Genomic DNA, 17,547 nt, shown 5'->3' with positions numbered 1-17,547 from the left:
GTTCAGGCTTTCTTTCGTTTGGCGGCAATCAGGCAGACGCGTTTAGCTTCCTGCCGGCTCCAGTGATCTGTTGTGTATATTTGGTCAAGAGTAGGTTTGGCTATGACGTTATGGTGTGCCATAACCGCTTCAACGGCATGCCAGATGCCGGCGAATGTAATTTGATTGTCGAGAAATGCCTGTACGGCAATTTCATTGGCGGCGTTTAAGACGCAGGGCATGGTGCCACCCGTGATGGCAGCCTTACGGGCAAGCCCGAGGCAGGGGAAGCGATCCAAGTCGGGCGTTTCAAAATGCATGGCGCCCAGGGTGGCGAAGTCCAGTCTTGGAAGCCCGCCATCCTCACGATCCGGCCAGGTAAGTGCATGCTGGATGGCAAAACGCATGTCCGGCGGACTGAGTTGCGCCAGGATACTGCCATCCACAAACTCAACCATCGAATGGATGATGCTTTCCGGGTGGATGACGACATCAATGCGATCATAGGGAATCCCGAAAAGCCAGTGGGCTTCCATGATTTCCAATCCCTTGTTCATGAGGGTGGCCGAATCAATGCTCACCTTGGGGCCCATGTTCCAGCGGGGGTGCTTAAGTGCCTGGGCAACGGTGACTTTGTCGAAATCGATGGAACGATTCGAGCCGAACGGCCCCCCGGAGGCCGTGAGAATCAGCCGACGGATCGAGGAGGCCGGCTTGCCTTCCAAACACTGGAAAATAGCGCTGTGCTCGCTGTCGACGGGGAGCAGCCGGGCCTTGTTCTGGCGCGCACAGTCCAGAACCATTCCCCCGGCGGCCACCAGAACCTCCTTGGTGGCAATGGCCACATCGGTTCCCTGTCGGAGCGCGGCGAGAACCGGCTTCAAACCAGCCATCCCCACCATGGCGCAAAGCACGAGGTCTGCATCAGGAAGAGCCGCCAGTTCTTCAACCCCGCTGGCACCGCTGTAGAGACGGATATTTTTCGGACTGCTCTGCCGGGTGGCTGCCGCGATCCCCGGATCGGCAATGGCCACATGTTTAATGTGAAGCTCTGCGGCTTGTTCCAGCAGCCGGCTCGCGCTGGTGTTCGACGCGATACCAATAATTTTGAGGCGGGACGGCAAAACTGCCGCAACGCGAATGGCGTTTTCACCAATGGATCCCGTACTGCCCAGAATAACAATTTTCTTTTTCATGGGTTTTAGATGACGTGAGCAAACCAGCGCAGATAGAAATACAGGGCCGGTGCCGCGAACAACAGACTGTCGATAACATCCAGAATTCCGCCCATACCCGGGAAAATACAGCCGGAATCTTTGAGCCCGGCACTGCGTTTTAATAACGATTCAACCAAATCCCCGATGACGCCGATGGCGGCTAAAAATGCGCCCAGAAACAAGGCGTGTCCAAAAGTGATGGTGAGACGGCCCAATTCAGCCGTATGACTTTCCGGGCTTGGATTATGCCACAGCCAGAAGAGCGCAAGGCTGGCTAAAATCCCCGTGATAAATCCGCCCGCCAGACCTTCCCACGTTTTACCCGGCGAGATGCGCGGGAACATTTTGTGACGTCCACAGGTGCTTCCAACCAGATATGCCCCAACATCCGAGGCTTTGACTACGACGATGAGGTAAAGGATCACGGCCCGTGCCGTTGGACTAAACGGCATATTCCATGAGGTGGGCGTCCAGCGGAAGCAGAGATGCATCATGAACATCAGCATGAGGGGGAGATAGACGAGTCCCAGCATGGTGCAGGCGATGGTTGGGAGCGGCTGAGGGTTTTCCTTTTGGGGGAATTGCCTGACGAAAATAATGAATACAATCATGGTAACCACGAGGCCGGGCAATTCACGCCAGGCGTCGGGGGCCGCGGGACCGATAATCGTACTGACATTCAGGCTCACATACGCTGAGGCTAAAATGGCGACGCCGGAGACAATCCCGATATTCCGGAAGGCGGGGATACCGCTGTTTTTCTGGATGTTATAAAACTCAAGAAGCGCCAGAACCGCGAGCACCATGACCACCACGACTCCCAGAATGGAGGGAAGCTTGAATAGGAGCAGGCCCGAAGTGCCCAGTAGAATGATGGCGCTGAAGAGTCGGCGAAGCAACGTCATACCAGTCCTCCAAACCGACGGTGTCGTCGGGAATATTCTTCAATGGCCTTCACCATATGCTCTTCCCTGAAGTCCGGCCACAGAGTGTCGGTGATATAAAGTTCGGAATAAGACAATTGCCAGAGTAGGAAATTACTGATTCGCATTTCACCGCTGGTCCGAATCATCAGGTCGGGATCCGGTATGTCCGGGGCATAAAGATGGGCGGCGATAGAGGCTTCGTCAATCGCCTCGGGATCAAGTGTACCGGCTTTGACTTGTCTGGCCAGCTCCTGGGCCGCATGTGCAATTTCCGTACGCCCCCCATAACTCAAGGCAAGCACCAGGGTAGCCTCCGTGTAATGTTCCGTAGCCTGCATGGCCTTGGTGAGTTCGTGCCGGACGGATTCGGGGAGATCGCTGAGTCGTCCGATGGCCCGGAGCCGAACCTTGTTCTCATGCAGTTCCTTGACCTCGTCACGCAGGAATTTCTTAAGTAAGGCCATCAAGGCGTCGATTTCCGCCTTGGGCCGGCTCCAGTTTTCCACGCTGAATGCATATAAGGTGAGATAACGGATGCCCAGCTTCCGGCAGGCCCGGATGGCGGCACGAACCGATTCGGTGCCTTTTTCATGCCCCTTCGACCGGATCAGTCCCCGCTGCTTGGCCCAGCGTCCGTTGCCATCCATGATGATGGCAACGTGCGTCGGACTTTTGGCAGGCTCGGCGGGGGCTGGTGTTGAGGCGTTTGCCATATCCGTTAGATTGCCACGCGGAAAGTGCTGTGCCGTTTCGGGCTCACCGACAGGACGCCCATGGGGACGCCGCTGATATCACACAGGGCCTGTACGTATTCCTTCGCCTTGACGGGCAACTCGTCATACGACTTGATGCCGCTTGTAGGTGCCATCCAGCCGGGAAATTCCTTGTAGATGGGCTTGCAACGCTCAAGTGTGGAGATGCAGGCGGGAACGGTTTCGTAGCGCTTGCCGTCACATTCGTAAGCCACGCAAATCTTGATAGTCTCCATTTCGTCCAGCACATCAAGTTTGGTAATGGCCCAGAAATCCACGCCATTGACCATGGCGGAATACCGCGCGACCACGGCATCAAACCAGCCGCAACGGCGGGGGCGCCCGGTAGTGGCTCCGAATTCACGGCCCCGCTTACGGAGGCCTTCGCCGGTGTCATCCAGCAACTCGGTAGGGAAGGGGCCTTCACCAACACGGGTGGTGTAGGCCTTGATCACACCCAGAACTCGTTCGATGGCGCGGGGCGGAAGGCCGGTACCGACGCAAGCACCGCCACTGGTGGGATTGGAGGAGGTGACAAACGGGTAGGTCCCGAAGTCGATGTCCAACATCGTTCCCTGCGCACCCTCAAACAGGATTTCCTTTTTGGCCTTATGGGCGTCATTCAGCAATTTGACGGTATCGGTGATATAGGGGGCCAGAAAGGCGGCCGCTTCACGAACCTCAGCTAAAACCTTTTGGATGTCGAGCGTGGCGGCGCCCAGTGCGACCAGCTGCTCATTCTTTTCGGCCAGCCGTTCGGTGAGCCGGACTTCAAGATTTTTATCCAGCAGGTCGCCCATCCGGATACCGGATCGAGTGGCCTTGTCGGAATAGGCCGGGCCGATTCCGCGTTGGGTGGTGCCGATTTTAGAGCCAGCGGAAAGCCGGTTCTCACGGGCGGCGTCGAGGGCCTTGTGATAGGGAATGACGGCATGGGCCCGGTCACTGACGTGGAGGCGCCCTGCGGTTTTGATGCCGCGCTGCTCGAGATCTTTGATTTCATTTACAAGTGCGATGGGGTCAATGACAAGTCCATTACCAATCACACAGGTTTTATCCGGATAGAGGATGCCGGAGGGAACCAGATGCAGAACATACCGTTCGGCTCCGATCTCAATCGTATGCCCGGCATTGCTGCCGCCCTGGTAGCGGACGACAACATCGGCATCAAGACTTAAAAAATCGACAATTTTACCCTTACCCTCGTCGCCCCACTGGGCCCCTATCAGCAATGTATTCGGCATTCGATAATCCTTTCAGTTCACGGCGGATGAAGGCGGTGGTATATCAAAAATATATTAGATCAGCAAGCTTTGTAGGGGAGTAATTTTCCGGAATCCTGCCCTGCTGTCTGCTGGGCTTGCTATTGTTTTCTGAATGGGCTCTGTGTATCCTTGCGCCATGTCAAATGAACCAGAGATTGTTTATGGGCGGCAGCCCGTATGTGAATTGTTGAGAGCCGGGCGTCGCGACGTGAAGCGGCTATTGATGGCGAATAATGTCCGTCAATCCTCGGCCGCCATTGTGCAACTTCTCAAGCTGGCCGAAAAACGCTCCTTGGAGATTCAGTCGATGGCACTGTTCGAGTTGGATCGGCTTTGCCGTGGAGGGAATCATCAGGGGGTGGCCGCCATGGTTGCGGAATATCCCTATGCTGAGCTTGCGGATTTGATAGAAGAGTCAAAACTGCGCAAATTACCGTTGCTGATGTTATTGGTGGATCATGTGCAGGATCCCCAGAATCTGGGTTCCATGATCCGTTCGGCGGATGCCGCCGGTGTGAATGGGGTGGTTATTGCGCGGCATCGGGCGGTTTCAGTGACCCCGGCGGTCGTACGGGCTTCGGCCGGTGCCACCGAGTATGTGCCGGTGGCACAGGTGGTGAATTTACACCAGGCGATGTTGACCCTCAAAGAGGAGGGGGTGCGGCTGGTGGGACTTGAAGGTAGCAGTGAAGCCGTGTCCTACGAGGAGGCCGATTTGACGGGCCCCATCGGGGTGGTCGTGGGGAGTGAAGAGGAAGGCCTGGGTAAATTGATCCGCGAAACCTGTGATGTCGTGATCCGGCTGCCGATGCGGGGCCATGTGGGCTCACTCAATGCGGCCGTGGCTGCCGCCATCGCGATGTTTGAAGTTCGCCGCCGGCAAGGGCAGGCCGCAATATAATTATGAATGATACTGAAATGTCGGATACTGTTTTGGATGTTGCCGCGCAATCCATGTATTTGCCGCAGGTGTCCGGAACGTTTTCCCCTATGACGCTTGAGCAATTGCGGGAAAACTACGAAGCCATCATCCGGGCTAAAGCCATTTACTACCCCGCCTCCTATCAATTCATAAAGGAGTTGGGGCGCGGACGGCAGGGGATCGTATTCCTGGCTCTGCGGCAGGGTGCCCGGGGCTGTGTGACCCGGCATGCCATCAAATTATTCGACCCGGGTAATTATCCGAATCCTGAATTATATTGGACTGATATGGGCCGTATCGCGGTTCAAACCTCGCGGCTTCAGGCCATGCAGAGCCCCAATCTTGTCTCCCGCGACAATTATGAGGAAACCTGCGGGATCGGCTACCTCCAGATGGATGGAATAGATGGCGTGGATATGAAGCAGTTTCTGGATGGGGCTCACCTCTCGACGGCACGTTTGCGAAGTACTCCTAATGAGTGGGCTCGTTTTACGGATGTGATTTTCAGGCTTGGTGGACGTAAGATTTTTGTGCAGCCCGGGGTTGCCATCTATATTATGCGGATGATGCTGCGCGGGATGGAAGCCTTGAATTCAGCGGGATTTGTTCATTGTGATATCAAGCCCGGCAACGTCATGATCGACCGGTTAGGCTATGTGAAATTGGTGGATTTCGGGCGGGCAGTCCTGATCGGGGAAAAATCCAATTGGTTGTTGGGAACCCCCATCTATATGGCCCCGGAGATTCATGAACGGAAGTCGCCCCAGGTTCAATCGGATATTTTCAGTGCCGGACTTGTGTGTCTTGAAATGCTCCGGGGCGAATCCATTTGTGATCCGGCGATGGATGAAGATGAATTATTGCGGTTCAAACGGACACTGGCAGAGAGGTTGCCAGGCCTCCTTCCTGACTATGTTCGCCAGAATGAGCGTTTTGTTCACACCTTGCGCAAAATGCTGGCACCCAACCCGGCGGATCGGTTCAGTTCCGTTAGCGAAGTGGATTCCGGCCCGGATGGCTTGCTGCACGTTCACAAACAATTGGTTTATGCCGGCAAAGATTCGGAATACGGGCGTGAATTGGAGTCCTACCTGACGAAAATCGTGAAGTGAACACTCCACTTCTAACCATTCTGCATGTGGATATGGACGCTTTCTATGCGGCTATTGAGGCGCTGGATCATCCTGAGTGGCGGGGGCTACCCTTGGTCGTCGGCTCTCCACCTGATCAGCGCGGGGTGGTTGCAACCTGCTCCTATGAAGCCCGCCGGTTTGGGATCCATTCCGCCATGCCATCGCGCACGGCCGGCAAACTCTGTCCTCATGCCATCTTTGTGCCACCCCGGATGGATCGGTATGCCGAAATTTCTAGTCAAATTATGGCCATTCGAACGAACATATCGTGCGACCTATCCGGTTGGTGGGTTTCGGGGTATCCAATCTGGTGGCCCCGGATCAGGCCGTCCCGGCCCAGCAGGAGCTTTTTGACGATCTGGCCAGCAAGGCGCAGGATAGCCGGAACAAGAAGCTGGATCAGGTTGTGGATGCCTTGCGCCAATCCTTTGGCAGTGACGCGATCAAGCGAGGAAAATACACTGAAAAAAGGAGACAGGGTTAGTTTTTAGAATGCGTAAAGAATTTCCCACCGGGCGAAAACAGCGGTATCGGTATTTTTGTAGTAGTTTCCGGGCTCCAGGCATTCAAGTAGAAAATAAGTTGTCAATTTGTCCTTCGGACGAAGGGCGTTTTCGGCCAGTGTGAAGTCCTGCCTTAACTGACCCATCCATCCGCGTTCACGGCCGCCCCCGTTTCCATCCGCCTCCATAGCTGCCAGATAATGGATTGTGGCGGTGGTTTTTGTCCGTTTGGTCGGGGTGATGGAGAGGCTGAGATTGGGGTTGATCAGGTTCGACCACCGGAACGCGGATTGTTCTGCGTCATAAGCGAAGACGAGCAGTTCGCTGCTTTGCGGACAACGCGCCCAAAGGGGATTCCATCCCTCATCTGTGGCCGTATTCGGGTCGTCGCCGGAGAGTAGGTAAACACCTCCTTTAAGAACGGGCGTGGCGGGAGCTGAGGCGAACTTCTGCGCCAGGTAGGCATCCACCATATAACCGTGCATGTCCGTGTCGCCATGTTGTCCATATTGACCGGCAACTTCCAGATTTCCGGTCAGGGTGTCGTTGAACACCGGCATCAACCGGAAGCCCGCCGTTTCGATGTCATTGTCAGGGTTCCGTAATACTTTGGCAGAGGTGTCCAGGGTTTGCCACGCATAGGTGGGGGTTGCAAACTTTCCGCTAGCATCCGGTTTTACGGGTTGGTCATAGGCGCTTTCCCGCTTGAAAATCAAGTACGCCTCAAGGGGCAGGGTCTTGAGGGTGGAATTTTTAAGATACATTCCGGCACCACTTTCTGTGACGCCCTCCGGGGCCCTGGCAAAAGCCGATAAGTCGCGCTGCGCGCCATTGATGGCTAACTGGTCTTCAGGTGGATTATAGATGCCGAAGAGATCCAATTGGGAATCGGGAATCGATTTGACCGTCGCCTTGGCGGCATTGAAATACAGTGTACGAGATCCGTCGCCAGGGGTGCCGTCAAGCATAACCCGGCCATTCCCGTACTGGAGTTCCTGGCGGCCGGCGCGAATATCCACCGTCTTGTCGAGAAGATCCCGGGCTTCCAGGTAAAGATTATCGAAAACAAACTCGTCCGGCCACTCCGACGAGGAGCGTTGGGGTTTCTGGGACATGTCGGGATAGACCCATGAACGGACTTCATTCACGACCCTGGCTTTGGCTGTGACGGAGGGAAGAATGTCGAGTTCAGTCCAGAGCCGGGTTCGGAATCTGAAGTAGTCATTTTCGCCACCACGGCTGTAGGCTGGCACATCCACCTTGCTCGGGATATGGTCGAAATATTCCCAGCGTGCCCGCTCATCGCCTCCATAACGAACGGCGGTGATATTTTCAGCGCGGGCTGAACCTGCGGTTAGGAGGAGGGTAAGTAGGGAGAGTCTCAGAAAAGGCATACTGTGGTTCATATTCATCATTCTTTCGTATGGTTTTGCATGGGGTTTGAAGCTTGCCATAAAATTGGCCACGGATACAAGAAGAGTCACTCTAATTTCCTGATGTAACTGCGGATTTCATCCAGCCGGTCATCCGGGGAGGTTGATTTCAGGCGGGGGAATCGCCCACCCGGCAGCATCAGGTAGTCGTTATGGCGCTTGAGCATGATCTTGGCATCCTCGACTTCGATGGATTTAATCTTTTTCCCTGCCGCCAGAATGCGGATTTCAGCGAGTTTGAGAAGCCGCTCACATTCAGCCGGGATCGGGCCAAAACGATCGCGGAAGCTGTTGCGCAAGGCACGTACTTCCTTAACAAACCCCGTTTCAGCAATACGCCGGTACATGCCCACCCGCAAGCGTTCATCCTCAATATAAGTGGCCGGGATGATGGCAGAGTGGTTGGCCCCGGTGTCAGAAGGAGACAGGCTAAGAAAGTCGAGGATGATATCGACATCAATGACAGGCGGCAGGGGCTCGCCTTTTTTCTGGGCGATGGTATGGCGCAGGAGTTGGCAATAGAGGCCGAAGCCGACGGCGGCGATGTGACCGCTCTGACTGGCCCCCAGTAGATTTCCCGCGCCCCGGATCTCCAGATCACGCATCGCCAGCCGGAAGCCCGTGCCAGCGCCGGAGTATTGCTTGATGGCTTGGATGCGTTTCCGCGCGGTGGGATCTACATGGGCCTGCGTCGGCAATAGCATATAGGCATAAGCTTTGTGCTTGGATCGCCCCACGCGGCCCCGTAATTGATAGAGTTCGGCCAGTCCGAAACGATCCGCGCGGTCAATCAGAATGGTGTTGGCATTGGGAATATCCAGTCCGCTTTCAATAATGGTGGTGCAGAGGAGGACGTCAAATTCTCCCTGGGCGAAGTCCCTCATCACTTCCTCCAGGGCACCCGCGGCCATCTGGCCGTGACCGACCCCGATCCGGGCCTCGGGCACCAGGTGCTGAATCCGCTCGCGCAGTCGTTCAATACTGTGTACCCGGTTATGCAGGAAGAAGACCTGGCCTTCCCGGTTCAGCTCACGCAGGATAGCCTCACGTATCACCGCATCGGAGTCAGGCGTGACGATGGTTTCGACGGCCAGTCGTTCCTGGGGCGGCGTCTGGATAGTGCTCAAATCACGGGCCCCCGTCATGCTCATATAAAGTGTGCGGGGGATCGGAGTGGCGGTGAGGGTCAGGACATCCACCAGCCGGCGGATGTGTTTGAAACGTTCCTTATGGAGGACGCCGAACTTTTGTTCTTCATCAATAACCACCAGTCCGAGATCCTTGAACACGATGGTGGGCTGTATCAGGGCGTGGGTGCCGATTACAATATCTACCTTGCCTTCAGCCAGACCTTGAATCACTCGGGTGCATTCCCCGCGGGTGCAGAAGCGACTGAGCATTTCGATCCGGATGGGAAAGGGTGCCATACGTTCCGAGAAGGTCTGGAAATGTTGCTGGGCCAGGATGGTGGTGGGGACCAGGACGGCAACCTGTTTGCCCGACATAACGGCTTTGAAGGCGAGGCGTATGGCCACTTCGGTTTTGCCGTACCCGGCATCACCGCACAGGAGTCGATCCATGGGGCGCTTGGACTCCATATCTTTTTTTGCTTCGCGGATGGCCGATTCCTGGTCATCGGTTTCCTGATACGGGAACGAGGCCTCCAGTTCGTGTTGCCAGGGGTTGTCAGGGGGAAAGGCAAAGCCTTCCTGGGAATCGCGCGCCGCCTGAATTTCGAGCAGGGATGAGGCCATATCCTGCACGGCATGCTGAGCCGCAAGTTTTTCATGGATCCAGCGTTTGCCGCCAAGTTGGTGCAGCGGAGTCGTGTGTTTGCCCACGCCCACATAACGGGTCAGAAGATGGGCATGGGAAACGGGGACATAAAGTTTGGCTCCCTCGGCATACTCGATGGCCAAGGCTTCCTGAAGCTGATTGCCCATGGTGATTTCGTGCAAGCCGAGGTAGCGGCCAACCCCGTGATCAATATGCACCACCAGATTGCCCGGCTCCATATCCGTCCAGTCCGTAATCCGGGTGCCACCACCGGCCTGTGTCTTGCGGGAGGGAAGGCGTTTCCGCTGAATTTTGCGGCCATAGAGATCCGGTTCAGCCACGACCATCAGATTGAACTCAGTACTGGCGAATCCACCAGTCAGTGGCGCCATGATGATGTCGGGCTTGGCCTCCTTGAAGATGGCTCCGTAAACGTCTTCAAAACGGGTGTGGGTGCCTTCACTGTCAAAGAAGAACGCCGTTTGGGTACCGTTGACAAGGCTGGCGGCGGTGGCTGTGAGAAACTTGCGACGACTGGTCTCAATGGCGTCCGGATGCAGGACGTGCCGCCCGGTAATGGAGGGGATGGGCTCCACGGGTTGAAAATCAAGAGCGAGCAGGGGGCAGGGCTCATCCGGTCGCGAGCCCATGAAGACCTGCCGTAAGGCGGAGCGCGCCAGCAGGGCGGCCTCCATGGCGGCGAGCCGTTCAACAAAGGCACTGGCTTTGGCTTCACGAACAGCCTCCTCATAGGTGGCTGTGTGAGCCAGTATGGAATCCTTATCAGCCCAGATAACGATGATGTCGGTAGGGCGAGGCGTCCCTGCCGAGCCGTCTTGGAGTGATGGCGTGTTTGTCAACAGGGAGCCAGGCCGGGCTCGAAGGTGGTCAAAAAGAAAAGCGCGATTCTCCGCCTTGGATCGCAGGAGTTTCCATTCGCTGGCGGGAGGAAGTAGGGCTTCCGTCACGGGTGCCAGCGACCGTTGCTCAGCTGGATCAAAGGTCCGGAGCGACTCAACGGTCGAGCCAAAGAACTCGATGCGGATTGGCCAGGGGCTGGTCAGGGGCCAGATATCAAGGATGCCTCCGCGGAGCGCGGCATCTCCCTGGAACTGGACTTCAGCCGAGAAGGAATACCCGCTTTGCTCCAGGTGGGTGGTTAATTCCGTGGGGTCAACTTCGTCGCCTGTTTTCAGGATTCGGGTATGGGCCATGAATGCCTCTCGTGACAAGGTACGTTCCATGAGGGCCTGGGCGCAGGTGGCAATGACGCGGGGTTCACCCGGGGCCAGTGAGGTCAGGGTATCCAGTCGGGCACCCATGATGCCCAGATCCGGCATCGTGGCGGTGTTGGTGGGGAGTACTTCCCAGCTCGGGAAGACAAGCGGGGGGGCTGTGTCGGGAGGGGTCAGGGATTGCAGGTCGCGTGCCATCCATTCCAGTGAGCGGGGCCCATCCGCGATCCAGAGGACTGTGGCATGGGACCATCGTGCGAGTTCCCACACCATCCAGGCTTCGGCAGCGGCGGGGATATCGGGAATGTGGATGAGGTGAGCCTGGGCAAAGGCATCCGCCAACCGCGATTGCAGGCGGGCTTCAATATCCTTGTGCCAAAGAAAAATACTCATTCCCAAATCATACCGGAAGAGAATAGGGCGGTCAAAAGAAGTCCCGCCTAAAGTGGCAGCGGCGTCTCGCCGCTGTGCGCCCCGGATAGCTTGCCATTCGAGCGCGCATCAGGCACAGTTACGATATGGCGAAGGTATTGAAAAAAGCACGGAAGCCTTGGTTCCTCTATCTCATTGAATGTGAGGATAAGAGTATTTACACCGGTATTGCCGTGGATGTCGCCGCCCGTTTCGCCGCCCACCAAAAAGGCACAGGAGCCCGTTACACGCGTGCTCATCCCCCCGAAAAAATCCTCACAGTGATTGAATTTCCCAGTCGCTCCGCCGCCTCACAGGCGGAATACCGGATCAAACATATGACCGCCCCGGAGAAGCGGGAATTCGCACGGTATGCAGGGTAATTCACGCGTGGATCCCCTGGTAATTATTGAATACTCAAACGGCGGCGTTTGGCTGGATCCAAGTCCCTTCGTCATGGCTCAGTAACTTTTTTACTGAAAGCGCAGCTTGGCCCTCCTATACTCTCACGCCATGAATTTGCAACGAGGGATATTTATCACAGGAACGGATACCGGGGTGGGGAAGACCTTTGTGGCTGCAGGTATTCTGGCTGGATTCAGGGCGGCGGGCAGGAATGTGGCCCCGATGAAACCGGTTCAGACTGGGTGTCATTTGCGGAAGGGCACCTTGATGGCACCGGACTTGATGACGTCGCTTAAGGCTGGCGGAATGCGAATTTCTGCTGCCGAGCAGGCTGATATGGCTCCCTATTGTTTCAAACCTGCCTGTTCCCCTCATTTGGCGGCCCAACTGGCCGGTACGCGTATTTCGCTCAGTTGTATTGAAAATGCCTTCCGCCGTTTAAGTCACAAGTATGATGGGGTGATTATTGAGGGCGCAGGAGGAGTACTGGTTCCTTTGAATCAGAAGGAAACCATGCTGGATCTCATGGTGCGACTGCAGCTCCCTGTCTTGCTGGTGGCCCGTCCCGGGTTAGGTACGATCAATCATGTGCTGCTTTCATTGAGAGTCCTGAGAGAAGCCCGTCTCCATGTCTTAGGCGTGGTCTTGAATCAATCTGCCCCGGGGCGATGGGGCCAGATTGAGGATGATAACCTCCGTGCGATTGAACGGATGGGAAGCGTAAAGGTCTTGGCTTCTATCCGGTATGAACGCTAGGGCTGAATGAGATGGATTTGGGTGCCGGAGGGGACTTCAATCGTGAGGCGGCCATCCAGTTCTGAGAACTGGCCTTTAGGGATGCAGGTGAAACGAAATAGATCCACTCCGTTGGTTCGGCTCCAGATGGCGCTATGTCGAATGTGATTCCAAGGCCACCCAAAGCCCTGTATTTCGCCCGTTATGATAATACGATCCGAATGAGTTGCGGATGTCTTCTGATCAATAATGCAAAAATCAGGATAGGGGTGGCCGGGTTTAGCGACAACCAACTCCACGATGGGATTACTCCCTTTTGGAATCACTTCCTTATAGTCAAGCTCTGCAAACGAGGGCGTGCTAAGCAGGACGGCCCCGATCGTTGCAAGGCCAAGTGGTGGGGCCAACCAAAGCAACCATTTGGATCGCCAAATTGATTTTTCACGTGTGACTGCCGGGTAATCTTCATGAAAAGGGATATTCAAGACAAAGTAATAGAGCGCCCAAGCGGTAAGGCAGGGGAAGACCGCTGACCAGAGTACGTCGGAGGCGAAATGTGCCCCCGCAGCCATACGGGCTATTCCAATCACAGTGCCGTAGATCATGATCCCGGCCAGAAGGGAGAACCGGATGAGCTTTTTCCGGCGACGTGCTAGAAAATAGAGCACGATGAAATAATATCCCATTGAACTGTGGCCGCAGGGGAAGGATTTGCCACGACCACTCATGCCCTTTTCGTGGAAACACTGGTATTCCATCCGTCCGCCGAATTCCGAAACCATTTTGGGCCGGGGCCGCCCCCAATGATCCTTGAAGACCGTGTTGACAAGGAACCCGGGGCCGATGACCAGTGTCAGAAAGATGAAAACCGCATGACGACGCCAGGGTGTTAAGGAGGGCCGATATCGGGCCACGACGAGAAATCCCAAACCTGCCAGTGCTGTGATGAGGGCAGGGAGGGTTCCGAAAGTGTAAAGAAAACGGAAGAAACCGTTGAATTCAAGAGGCCAGGCATGAGGGAGTCCCGGGTGATAAAACCAGGACAATATTTTGAGGTCTGTCCCGGGCGTCAAAAATGGAACTACCGCAAGCAAGGTAAGAAGAAGGATCCACGCCAGATCGGGGATCCATAGTCTGCGATAACGGGATGAGGGAGTATCAATCACAGCGGTTGATGAGGAATAGGCCAAGACCGGTGGCCAGTACTACGGGTATCCATAATATCAAATGAGGCTGGGTCCAGGGATACTTGGTCAGAGTTTCGGCTACAATAACGAAAAGATAGAAGGAGAAAATGAGGCCCAGACTGATGCCGATACCGATCGTGGTTTCCTGCCGATGGGTTTTGGTGGCAAGCGGAGCGCCGAGCAGGACGAAAACAAAGCAGGAAATGGCCATCACGATCCGTTTGTTGAATTCCACTTTGAGCGCCATGTCTTGTTTGGCCAGGGCTTCGTTATTCATTTCCGGATAGGAATTTTTAAGATTGCCACGGATGTCTGTGATTTCCAGCAAGGACATGTCGCTTTTTCGTTTCACCTTTTTCGGGTTATCAGCACCCGTCAGGCGAGAAAGATCAATGGAATAAGGGAAATGGCTGGCCGTTCCTGCTCCCGGTCGATCTTCGTAAAAGGGGTCAATCCGCACATCATACAGATCAACCAGGATGCTCTTGTTGTCTTCTGCTGTGGAGACCACGCCGGAGCGGGCACGGATCTCGCGGGCAGGCGAATTTTTTTGCGGAGCCTGATAAATGATGATGTCTTCGATTTTATTGTCACGCTTGCTGCCGATATAGAAGGTCATGCCCGGGAAATCACGGATGGGGCGGCCTTCCTCAATCAATTGCAGGGGGGATTCCAGCCCCAACTGCCTCAGGGCATCACGGCGCATATGATAACTTTCCGGGATCAATTCGGCATTGAGATAGAGGCATACCGCCGACATCAGGACGGCAAAGAGAATGGGTTGTCTCATGATCTGCAACATCCGGATGCCGCTGCTTTTCATGGCTGTTATTTCGCCGTTGGCCGATAGTTTGCCGAAGGTGAGAAGCGCTGCCGTGATGATGCTGAAGGGAATGGAGAAGCCGACGGCGGAGGGGAGCCCGGCGAGAAAAATCTTCCCGATCAGGTAAATCGAGCCGCCCATGGCGATGGCATCCGCAATGCGGAAAAGCACCATGACGCACATGACAAATGTCAGTACGAGCAAGGTCATCACGAAGGTGACCAGATAACTGTCGCGAACGTATCGTGAAACAATGCGCAAGTCGGGAAATCTCCTCAAAAGGTTCCGTTCTTATACTGGTGGAGAGGGGGCGAAGTCAACGCGGAAGGCGGGTTACTTTGTATGGGGTTCGCGCCAGGGGCCGCGATACTCGTAGGCAAAGTAGACTCGACCGTAAAAACGGGAGCGTTCAATCAGCTGAAAGTAAAGCGCCTTCTCCCAAACCCACTTCTCGTTATCCAGCAGGATGGCGGGGCGACCCAGCAACTGCGGATTACCGAGATCCGTGTCTGGAAAGTAATCGTACGAGGATTCCCTGCCGCCCATATAACTGTCAGCACTGCAAACCCGGGGATGGCCTTTGGCATAGAATGCCAGCAAAGCGGCTCGCCCATAGGTTGACACGATATAGAACGGCTCCTGACCTGTGTCCTTTTTCAGTTCTGCGGCGGCGCGTTCGGCGCTCTCTACAATGGCCTTGAATCCCGTGATGCGCTTAAGCATGGGCTGGGTGTTGACTTTGATGCCCAGAATTTCAGACCCGTTGATGGCGGCTATGGGATATTTTCCCAGTGCAATAAACAGGAGGCTGACGAGCCCGATCCCAACGGTCCAGCCCCACAGCTTTCGGTTGATGGCGTCACCGGCGCGATGAGCCGCCAGATAGCCGGCCACGGGAATAAGGAAAATCGTAAATCCTGCCGCCGGCCAGTTCAATTTGACATCGGTGCGTGAGGAAATCAGCAGGTAGAAGGCCAGAATGGGGGCGGCAGTATGCAGTGCGTAAGACATGATGTTCCGGAGTTCCGAGTGGACATGTTGCGGCTTGAAGGCTTCGCGCATGGCCCTGAACAGAAGGAAGGCCGCAGGAGGGGCGAGGATCGCCAGGGGATAGATGAAATAAGAGAGCGTCCAGAGCGGGTTGTAGGGCCAGCCACTATGGGCGGGGGCATCTCCACCAGGCAGTCGGGTGGCTCCTATCAGATGGGCTAGAGTGGGCCAGCCCCGTTGGACATTCCAGATGTAGATGGGCATTGAGAACAATAAGATTCCGGCGAGAACGGCGAGCAGGGCGGTAAGTCGCAGCTTCCAGGATTGAACCCCATGGCGGAACAGGTAGAACAGGACCCCGGGCAATGCCAGCAGCATGGTGTATTTACATAGCATGCCAATGCCTATGATCGACCCGAACAGGAAAAACCAGGCAGTAGAGGGGGTGCGCCTTTTCGCCATGAGCCAGCCGACATAGGCCGCCGTGATCCAGCAGACATAGTAAGGCCCGTCTGTGGTCATGAATTGGGCAGTCCCCTGATACACCGGAATGAGATTGAACAATAGAAAGACGTACCAGGCTGTCCGGATATTGCCCGCTGAGGTCGAGAGGGCAAAGCGCGCCAATATCAGGCTGGCCGCAAACGACGCCAGGGCGGCCGGAAGCCGTACCGCCCATTCTATGTTTCCAAAAAAATGCACACTGGGTGCGATGAGCCACGCCACGGTCGGGCCTTTGCTGTAATACGACCAATCGAGGCGGCGGGACCAGTCCCAGTACTGGGCCTCATCCGGAACCAGGTCGTAAGGACATATCCAGATGAGGTAGGCGATACGGAGGATTAAAATGGCCAGGGCGGCGAGCAGGATGCCCGCCCAGCCCCGGATCCATCGTGAAAAAGGGTGATCTATGGTCAACATCAGCGCTTATTTCAGGCCCCGCTTAACCATCATCACCATATCCTCCATGAGATTCTGCAAGTCTTCCTCGTGCGTCACCTCGTCCTGAAGAATTTGAAGAACCATATTATAGGTCACTGGATCCCTGTCTCTGCTGAACTTGAGCAGTTCATTGTAATGCTTGATGGCGCATTGTTCGCCGCTGATATTCTGGTCGAGGATGACCTTGACGTAGGGGTCCTTGGGGGCATCATAGCCGCAGTTGGTCAGTTTTAGCCAGACTTCAGGGCTGAGCGCCGGTGTTCCTCCGAGTTGGATGATCCGGTCAGCGTCCAGTCCGGCATGGCGGAGTTCATCCGCGGCGTGCTGGGTCAGTTCCGCCATCACGGCATCCTTCATCGGTCCCTTCACAACCTTTGCGCCAAGCCAATACTGGTAATAGGCCAGCCATTCATCGCAATACAGCTTATTCAGCATGGCGATGATTTTATCCACATCCTTGCCAACGATCTGTCTTCCTGCGGTACCCATGGTGTCCTCCTGTGTTGAATTGATTTGAGAGACTCGTCCTACCTATCGATTACTCAAACAGTAATGCGGTTTCGGAAGAGCGTCAACTCTGCTTTGTGGATCATCCCCAGGCGAAACCGCTACTCGTGAAAAAACCAGCGCCGCTATTGCCGCGATGAAAAGATGCCGGCTTGAAATTCAGGAATCCCTGCAGTTGTCCTGATCTCCGGAAACCCCTCGCCCTGGCCCCTCTACCGGTCGAACTCCTTCGTCGCTAACTTAATCGCTAACTTTGTCGGGGAAGACATCGACGAAGTTAGCGACTAAGTTACCGACGAAGTTGGAGTGTCAGGAGGAATCGTGTAAGCGGGTCGGTTAAGGGTATCCGGTTAAGGGTGGCGAGGAAGTGTGGAACTCACACTTAAACGCACTCTTAACCGCCACC

Annotated in this window: 15 protein-coding genes and 1 pseudogene; 6 read left to right on the top strand and 10 right to left on the bottom strand. The window is 55.4% G+C overall.

The features are described 5' to 3' along the window. Window positions 1-2 precede the first annotated feature (2 nt). Genes WCI03_09680 through WCI03_09665 form a run of 4 tightly spaced genes read right to left on the bottom strand, consistent with a single transcriptional unit; the run spans window position 3 to window position 4,118 of the window. On the bottom strand, window positions 3-1,175 hold the full coding sequence (locus WCI03_09680; GenBank protein MEI8140123.1) for a 1-deoxy-D-xylulose-5-phosphate reductoisomerase: 1,173 nt from the start codon (window positions 1,173-1,175) through the stop codon (window positions 3-5). Between the two features lie 5 nt (window positions 1,176-1,180). Beyond that, window positions 1,181-2,101 (bottom strand): phosphatidate cytidylyltransferase, encoded by a 921-nt coding sequence (locus WCI03_09675; GenBank protein MEI8140122.1) that lies wholly within the window; start codon window positions 2,099-2,101, stop codon window positions 1,181-1,183. Further along, window positions 2,098-2,835: an isoprenyl transferase gene (locus WCI03_09670; GenBank protein ID MEI8140121.1), complete on the bottom strand. Its 738-nt coding sequence runs from the start codon at window positions 2,833-2,835 to the stop codon at window positions 2,098-2,100. Before WCI03_09670 ends, WCI03_09675 begins: the two co-directional genes overlap by 4 nt. A 5-nt stretch (window positions 2,836-2,840) precedes the next feature. After that, window positions 2,841-4,118 carry an adenylosuccinate synthase gene (locus tag WCI03_09665; protein MEI8140120.1) on the bottom strand — a complete coding sequence of 426 codons (1,278 nt, stop codon included), beginning with the start codon at window positions 4,116-4,118 and terminating at the stop codon, window positions 2,841-2,843. Window positions 4,119-4,275: 157 nt separating this feature from the next. On the opposite strand from WCI03_09665, the gene rlmB reads away from it, so the two are divergent. The 4 genes and pseudogenes from rlmB (at window position 4,276) to WCI03_09645 (ending at window position 6,678) form a co-directional block, all read left to right on the top strand. Next, on the top strand, window positions 4,276-5,040 hold the full coding sequence (gene rlmB / locus WCI03_09660) for a 23S rRNA (guanosine(2251)-2'-O)-methyltransferase RlmB (GenBank protein ID MEI8140119.1): 765 nt from the start codon (window positions 4,276-4,278) through the stop codon (window positions 5,038-5,040). A gap of 2 nt (window positions 5,041-5,042) precedes the next feature. After that, window positions 5,043-6,173, top strand: coding sequence for a serine/threonine-protein kinase (locus WCI03_09655; GenBank protein ID MEI8140118.1), 1,131 nt, complete (start codon window positions 5,043-5,045; stop codon window positions 6,171-6,173). A 32-nt stretch (window positions 6,174-6,205) separates the two neighbouring features. Continuing rightward, window positions 6,206-6,448 (top strand): annotated as a pseudogene (locus WCI03_09650) (DNA polymerase IV). Between the two features lie 14 nt (window positions 6,449-6,462). Further along, the gene (locus WCI03_09645) at window positions 6,463-6,678 is read left to right on the top strand and encodes a hypothetical protein (protein MEI8140117.1); all 216 of its coding nucleotides are present in this window, start codon (window positions 6,463-6,465) and stop codon (window positions 6,676-6,678) included. A 3-nt stretch (window positions 6,679-6,681) separates the two neighbouring features. On the opposite strand, the gene WCI03_09640 is transcribed toward WCI03_09645, so the two are convergent. Both WCI03_09640 and mfd read right to left on the bottom strand, forming a co-directional pair. After that, window positions 6,682-8,103, bottom strand: coding sequence for a hypothetical protein (locus WCI03_09640; GenBank protein ID MEI8140116.1), 1,422 nt, complete (start codon window positions 8,101-8,103; stop codon window positions 6,682-6,684). Window positions 8,104-8,177: 74 nt separating this feature from the next. Further along, window positions 8,178-11,534, bottom strand: a complete 3,357-nt coding sequence (gene mfd, locus WCI03_09635; protein MEI8140115.1) for a transcription-repair coupling factor — start codon at window positions 11,532-11,534, stop codon at window positions 8,178-8,180. Between the two features lie 125 nt (window positions 11,535-11,659). Here mfd and WCI03_09630 point away from each other — a divergent pair, with 125 nt between their 5' ends. Beyond that, window positions 11,660-11,935 (top strand): GIY-YIG nuclease family protein, encoded by a 276-nt coding sequence (locus WCI03_09630; protein ID MEI8140114.1) that lies wholly within the window; start codon window positions 11,660-11,662, stop codon window positions 11,933-11,935. A gap of 130 nt (window positions 11,936-12,065) precedes the next feature. Further along, entirely contained in the window at window positions 12,066-12,713 is a 648-nt protein-coding gene (gene bioD / locus WCI03_09625; GenBank protein ID MEI8140113.1) for a dethiobiotin synthase, read from the top strand. Here bioD and WCI03_09620 read toward each other — a convergent pair. From WCI03_09620 to WCI03_09605, 4 genes are all read right to left on the bottom strand, one after another. Next, on the bottom strand, window positions 12,710-13,882 hold the full coding sequence (locus WCI03_09620) for a phosphatase PAP2 family protein (protein MEI8140112.1): 1,173 nt from the start codon (window positions 13,880-13,882) through the stop codon (window positions 12,710-12,712). The genes bioD and WCI03_09620 overlap by 4 nt on opposite strands. Continuing rightward, a complete protein-coding gene (locus WCI03_09615; GenBank protein ID MEI8140111.1) occupies window positions 13,851-14,963 on the bottom strand; it encodes an LptF/LptG family permease in 1,113 nt (370 codons plus the stop codon). Before WCI03_09615 ends, WCI03_09620 begins: the two co-directional genes overlap by 32 nt. A 72-nt stretch (window positions 14,964-15,035) precedes the next feature. Further along, window positions 15,036-16,613: a glycosyltransferase family 39 protein gene (locus WCI03_09610; protein MEI8140110.1), complete on the bottom strand. Its 1,578-nt coding sequence runs from the start codon at window positions 16,611-16,613 to the stop codon at window positions 15,036-15,038. Between the two features lie 6 nt (window positions 16,614-16,619). Next, window positions 16,620-17,123, bottom strand: a complete 504-nt coding sequence (locus tag WCI03_09605; protein ID MEI8140109.1) for a ferritin-like domain-containing protein — start codon at window positions 17,121-17,123, stop codon at window positions 16,620-16,622. Between the last annotated feature and the right edge of the window lie 424 nt (window positions 17,124-17,547).

The organism is bacterium, from assembly GCA_037143175.1.
Lineage (GTDB): Bacteria > Verrucomicrobiota > Kiritimatiellia > CAIKKV01 > CAITUY01 > JAABPW01.
Note: the sequence above shows the minus strand (reverse complement) of the source record. Positions and strands in the feature narration are given on the sequence as shown.